The 5,334-nt window shown below is 66.9% G+C and carries 6 protein-coding genes; 4 read left to right on the forward strand and 2 right to left on the reverse strand.

Annotation, left to right across the window (positions count from 1 at the left end; genetic code table 11):
- The 3 genes from ACFXN1_RS51135 to ACFXN1_RS51145 all read left to right on the forward strand — a co-directional run.
- On the forward strand, window positions 1-701 hold a 701-nt coding region (locus ACFXN1_RS51135; RefSeq protein WP_379446549.1), incomplete at its 5' end, for a class I adenylate-forming enzyme family protein.
- A 6-nt stretch (window positions 702-707) separates the two neighbouring features.
- Window positions 708-2,453 carry an amidohydrolase family protein gene (locus ACFXN1_RS51140; protein ID WP_379446548.1) on the forward strand — a complete coding sequence of 582 codons (1,746 nt, stop codon included), beginning with the start codon at window positions 708-710 and terminating at the stop codon, window positions 2,451-2,453.
- Window positions 2,450-3,229, forward strand: coding sequence for an SDR family NAD(P)-dependent oxidoreductase (locus ACFXN1_RS51145; protein ID WP_379446547.1), 780 nt, complete (start codon window positions 2,450-2,452; stop codon window positions 3,227-3,229). Before ACFXN1_RS51140 ends, ACFXN1_RS51145 begins: the two co-directional genes overlap by 4 nt.
- A gap of 51 nt (window positions 3,230-3,280) precedes the next feature.
- Here ACFXN1_RS51145 and ACFXN1_RS51150 read toward each other — a convergent pair whose 3' ends face one another.
- Window positions 3,281-3,868 (reverse strand): TetR/AcrR family transcriptional regulator, encoded by a 588-nt coding sequence (locus ACFXN1_RS51150; protein WP_379379475.1) that lies wholly within the window; start codon window positions 3,866-3,868, stop codon window positions 3,281-3,283.
- A gap of 103 nt (window positions 3,869-3,971) precedes the next feature.
- Here ACFXN1_RS51150 and ACFXN1_RS51155 point away from each other — a divergent pair, with 103 nt between their 5' ends.
- Complete coding sequence (locus tag ACFXN1_RS51155) at window positions 3,972-4,382, forward strand: DUF4345 domain-containing protein (RefSeq protein WP_379401842.1); 411 nt, start codon at window positions 3,972-3,974, stop codon at window positions 4,380-4,382.
- A 466-nt stretch (window positions 4,383-4,848) separates the two neighbouring features.
- Here the strand turns inward: ACFXN1_RS51155 and ACFXN1_RS51160 are convergent.
- On the reverse strand, window positions 4,849-5,334 hold a 486-nt coding region (locus ACFXN1_RS51160), incomplete at its 5' end, for an HNH endonuclease signature motif containing protein (protein ID WP_379464146.1).

Consider the following 5,334-nt stretch of genomic DNA (forward strand, 5'->3'; position numbering starts at 1 on the left):
TGACGGCGTTCTCGCTCAATTCCGCGCCGTCGTCTCCGGCGTTGGTGCAGCGGCTGCGTGAACGGTTCCCGGTCGCGTTGCAGGGTTTGACCACCAGTTACGGGTGCACCGAGTCCGGCACCGCCGCGACGGTGGCGACCCCGCCGGAGCTGGCCGCCGACAACGAGACCGTGGGCCGTGCGGTGGTCGGTGTCTCGGTCGAGGTGCGCGACCCCGACGGCAAGCCGGTTCCCGACGGCGAGGAGGGCGAGGTCTGCATCCGCAGTCCCTATGTGATGCTCGGGTATTGGAACAACGAGGAGGCCACCCGGGCCGCGATCGATGAGAACCGTTGGTTGCGGACCGGTGACTACGGCACCCTGCGTGAGGGCAAGCTCTATATTTCCGGGCGTCGTTCGGATCTGATCCTGCGGGGTGGGGAGAACGTGTACCCGCAGGAGATCGAGAACGTCCTCGACGAGCATCCGCTGGTGCGGGAGTCGGCGGTGATCGGTGTGCCGCACGAGGATCTGGGTCAGGAGGTCGCCGCGATCGTGGTGGTCGACGATCCGGAGTCGTTGTCGGAGGACGAGTTGCGCGATCACGTGGCCAAACAGCTGGCCTATTTCAAGGTGCCCGCGCGCTGGCTGGTCACCGCGGAACCCCTGCCGCGCAATGCCACCGGCAAAGTCCTGCGCCGCGACCTCTCCCTGGGAAAGTGAATTCCTGTGTACGACACCATCATCAAGAACGGGCGCTGGTTCGACGGCACCGGTGCGCCCTCGGCCATCCGTAATCTCGGGATCCGGGACGGCCGGGTGGCGACCGTGTCGGCCGCGCCGCTGGACGAGACCGGCTGTGCGCGAGTGATCGACGCGACCGGCCGCTGGGTCATGCCGGGCATGATCGACATCCACACCCACTACGACGTGGAGGTGCTGCTGGATCCGACGCTGTCGGAGTCGCTGCGGCACGGCGTCACCACACTGCTGCTCGGGTCGTGCTCGCTGTCCACCGTGCATGTCGGCGGTTCGGACGCGGGCGACCTGTTCGGCCGGGTGGAGGCGATTCCGCGCAAGCACGTGGTCGAGGCGGTGGACGCGCTGAAGACCTGGAACAGCGCGCACGGCTATGTGGCGGCGCTGGAGTCGCTGCCACTGGGCCCGAATGTCGCTGCCTTCATCGGTCATTCGGACATCCGGGCGTCCCAGCTGGGCTTGCAGCGGGCCACCGATCCGGATGTGCAGCCGACCGAGTCCGAGCTGACGGCCATGGAGCACAAACTGACCGAGGCGCTGGACGCCGGATTCGTCGGTATGTCCTCGCAGCAGCTGCTGTTCGACAAGCTGGACGGCGAGGTGTGCCGGTCGCGGACGCTGCCGTCGACCTATGCCACCGGCAAGGAGCGGCGGCGGCTGAATCGCATTCTGCGCGACCGCAAACGGGCGTTGCAGGGTGGTCCCGATGTCGCCAAGCCGCAGAGCATGCTCGGCATGGCGGCCAGCAGCCTGGGCTTCTTCCGGCCCAAACTGAAGGTGAGCCTGCTGTCGGCGGCCGACATCAAGGCGATTCCCGGTGTGGTGAAGGTCTTTCCGCTGCTTGGCCGGATCATCAACGGGCTCGGCGGCGACTTCCGCTGGCAGCATCTGCCGGTGCCGTTCGAGGTCTACTCCGACGGCATCGATCTGCCGGTGTTCGAGGAATTCGGTTCCGGCGCAGCGGCTCTGCACCTGTCCAACCAGCTGGAGGAGCGCCGGGAACTGCTGGCCGATGAGAACTACCGCCGCTGGTTCCGCAAGGACTACGACAAGAAGTGGGGTCCGCGGGTCTGGCATCGGGACTTCTTCGACGCCGAGATCACCGAGTGCCCGGATGCGAGCGTGATCGGCAAGACCTTCGGTCAGGTCGGCGTGGATCGCGGCGGCGTGCACCCGGTGGACGCCTTCCTGGATCTGGTGGTGGAGTACGGGCCCAAGGTGCGCTGGCGCACCACCATCTCCAATCACCGGCCCGAGGTACTGGATGTGCTGGCCGCGGATCCCAGTGTGCAGCTGGGCTTCTCGGACGCCGGCGCGCATCTGCGGAACATGGCCTTCTACAACTTCGGGCTGCGGCTGCTGAAGCGCGTGCACAAGGCACACCAGGCGGGGCGGCCGTTCATGACGGTCGAGCACGCCGTACACCGGGTGTCCGGCGAGCTGGCCGACTGGTACGACCTGGACGCCGGGCACCTGCGCGAGGGTGATCGGGCCGATGTGCTGATCATCGATCCGGCGCGCCTGGACGACAGCCTGGAAGCCTATGCCGAGAATCCGATTCCGGAGTTCGACAACCTCTCCCGCATGGTCAACCGCAATGACGACACCGTCACCGCGGTGCTGGTGAACGGGGAGTTCGTCTTCGGGCTGGGGGAGAAGGCCGACACCCTGGGCAAGGAACGCACCGGCGAATTCCTGCGGGCAGGTGCCCGATGAACGCTCGTAGATTCGACGGCCGTGCTGCGGTCGTCACCGGTGCGGCCTCCGGTATCGGCGCGGCCATCGCCGCTGCGCTGATCGCCGAGGGCGCGAACGTCGTCGGCCTCGACATCGACGAGGCGGGTCTCGGGAAGAAGGCCGCCGAACTCGGCGACGCCTTCGTCTCCGTGGTCACCGATGTCACGGACGAGGCCCAGGTGGAGGCCGGGATCGCCACCGCCGCATCCCGTTTCGGCCGTCTCGACGCGGCCTTCAATGTGGCGGGCGCTTCCCGCATCGGCGCGGTCACCGATCTCACCGAGGCCGACTGGGATTTCACCATCGACCTGATTCAGAAGAGCGTCTTCCTGTGCACCAAACATGAAGCGCGCCTGATGAAGTCGACCGGTGGCGGCGCGATCGTGAACATCTCCTCGCTCGACGCCCGCGTCCCCATGCCCGGTGGCAGCCCCTACTCCACGGGCAAGGCGGGCGTGGTCATGTTCACCAAGAACGCGGCCCTGGAGCTGGCCCAGTTCCGCATCCGGGTGAACGCCATCCTCCCCGGCCTGGTGGACACCCCGCTGGTCGCGGCGGTCATGGGCTACGAGCCCGCCAAACAGATGTTCCTGGACCGCATCCCGATGGGTGCGCCCGCCACCCCGGAACAGATCGCCGCCCCCAGCCTGTTCCTCGCCTCCGACGACGCCTCCTACATCACCGGCATCGACATGGTGGTGGACGGCGGCTGGGAGCTGAGCAACTTCCCGAACTTGGCGAAGCTCGCGGGCTGAGCCGAGAACCCGCCCTGGGCCCGAAACACGTTCCAGCCCAGGGCGGGTCGGTCAGCGGGGCGAGTCCTGTACCGCGGCCAGCGCACCGGTCAGTGCGCCGAGGCAGGCCGCGCGGACCTGCTCGCGGGTGAGGGTCTGGTGTTCCAGCCATTCCAGGCAGAGGGTGTGGACGAACATCAGCCACGAGGTCAGCAGGGCCGACATGACGTCGCGGGCCGGGCCGGTGAGTCCAATGGCGGCGAGCATCTCGTCGTGCATGGCGGTGTGGTCGCCGAACACGATCGCCTGGACGACCGGATCGCCGGAGAGCGCGCGGTTGGCGGCCAGCACCGTATTGCGGTTGGCGGCGAAGTACCCCAGGTGTGCGTCGAGCCCGGCGGCGACCTGGTCGGTCAGCGGGAGGCCGGGGTCGAGGTGTACCGCGGCCTGCAACGTTTCGGCGGCGCGCTGATAGATGGCGGCGAAAAGTGCGCTCTTGCTTGGGAAGTGGCGATACAGCAGGGCTCGCGAGATGCCTGCCCGCTCGGCGATCTGGTCCATCTGTACCTGGTCGTACGGCAGGGCAGCGAACAGCTGCGCACCCACGTCCAGTAATTCGGCGCGGCGCTGTTCGGGGCTGAGGCGACGTCGCGGCGGCATGGCACCACCGTAGTTGACGCGTGTGTACTAGCGGGTTACGCTCCGAATCATCTAGTTGACACGTGTCTACCAAGCTCCGGGTTTCGCCCGGGAAGGGGCGGTCATGCGAGCCGTATTACAGTGGTTCCTAGCCTTTTTCGGTGTCTGCTGCGTCTTGATCGCCTTGGCGCACATCTTCATCGGGCCCAGCACGATCATCGGGGCAAACACGCCCAACGCCACCTTGGACGGCGACATGCGGTTCTCGATGGTGCTCTTCCTCTCCTACGGCGCGGCCTGTGTGTGGGCGGCCCGGGACCTGGACCGCTACGCCGGCCTGATCCACCTGCTCATGGTGCTGTTCTTCGCCGGCGGCGTGGTCCGTCTACTGACCGTCGCCTACGTCGGCTGGCCGCACTGGTTCTACATCGCCATGCTCGTCATCGAATTCGCCATCCCTCTGGTCTATTCGCCGCTGCTTCAACGAGTAACCGGCCGCCCGATTCGCGCCGAGTTGGTCGAGCTGACTCGCTAACCCGGAATCGCTGTGCGCCACAGGGGAGCCGAAGCGCCACAGACGAGGACCCCAAGGAGCAAAAGACGAAAGATGCCTGGAGAAGGGAGGGGCCGGGCTCACGTCCGCGCCTGCAGCTACCAGCCCCTCACCTTTGAAGCCGCATGTGGGGTTGCTGCAGGAGGTATTCCATCGGATCCGGGGGTTGGAGTCGCCACGTCATGAACTCCACCGTCGGCCGCAAGTTCCAGTTGGTGGCCCCTGCACCCCTGGCGATGTGGTCGTTGGATGCGGTGGTGATCCCGCTCGGCGGCGGTCGCCTGTGAAGCGGTGGGGGGTGTCTCTAGGAGGTGGTGCGTGCAGTCCGTGGGCTGGGATCGGCGGGTGGCCGCTCTCAATCCGGCGTCAGCTCGAGTCCGGCGGATTAGGCGACGTAACCACACTTCCCCGCTCCTGCGCACGCCAGCAGGACACGAGCAGCCGGGAATCACGCCGCCCGTGAACCCCACCTCTGACAACTGGAATCGATCGCAGTGGCGACCTGCTGCCCCACGTGATGCCTGTCGTTCACCCGAGCCGTGCCGGTCGGGTCAAGACGTTTCGGAGCAATCCACCCGGTCCGCCCCCGATACGGGGAATCCTTGCCCATCACAACGGTTTTCCACCCGTCGGCACTGTCATTGACCAGCGCATGACAGTGATCGCACACCAAGGTCAGATTGGTCAGATCCGTGGGGCCGCCCTTGGCCCAGTCGGTGATGTGGTGCACCGCGCACATCGACGCTGGCGCATCGCATCCGGGGCGGGTGCAACCCTTGTCGCGGGCGATCAACGCCAGGCGCTGCGCCGGGGTGGCCAGGCGTTCGCAGCGCCCCAGGTACAGCGGCAGCCCGTCGGCATCGAGGACCGCCAGCACCGGGCAGGTACCCTCGGCCATCTTCAACGCCTCGTCGATGCTCACGTGGCCGCCGGA

The organism is Nocardia sp. NPDC059154, assembly GCF_042755705.1.
GTDB lineage: Bacteria > Actinomycetota > Actinomycetes > Mycobacteriales > Mycobacteriaceae > Nocardia.

Excerpts from the sequence above, each read along its gene's own strand:
- ACFXN1_RS51145 (WP_379446547.1), top strand. The coding sequence starts at position 2,450 with ATGAACGCTCGTAGATTCGACGGCCGTGCTGCGGTCGTCACCGGTGCG.
- ACFXN1_RS51150 (WP_379379475.1), bottom strand. The coding sequence starts at position 3,868 with ATGCCGCCGCGACGTCGCCTCAGCCCCGAACAGCGCCGCGCCGAATTA.
- ACFXN1_RS51155 (WP_379401842.1), top strand. The coding sequence starts at position 3,972 with ATGCGAGCCGTATTACAGTGGTTCCTAGCCTTTTTCGGTGTCTGCTGC.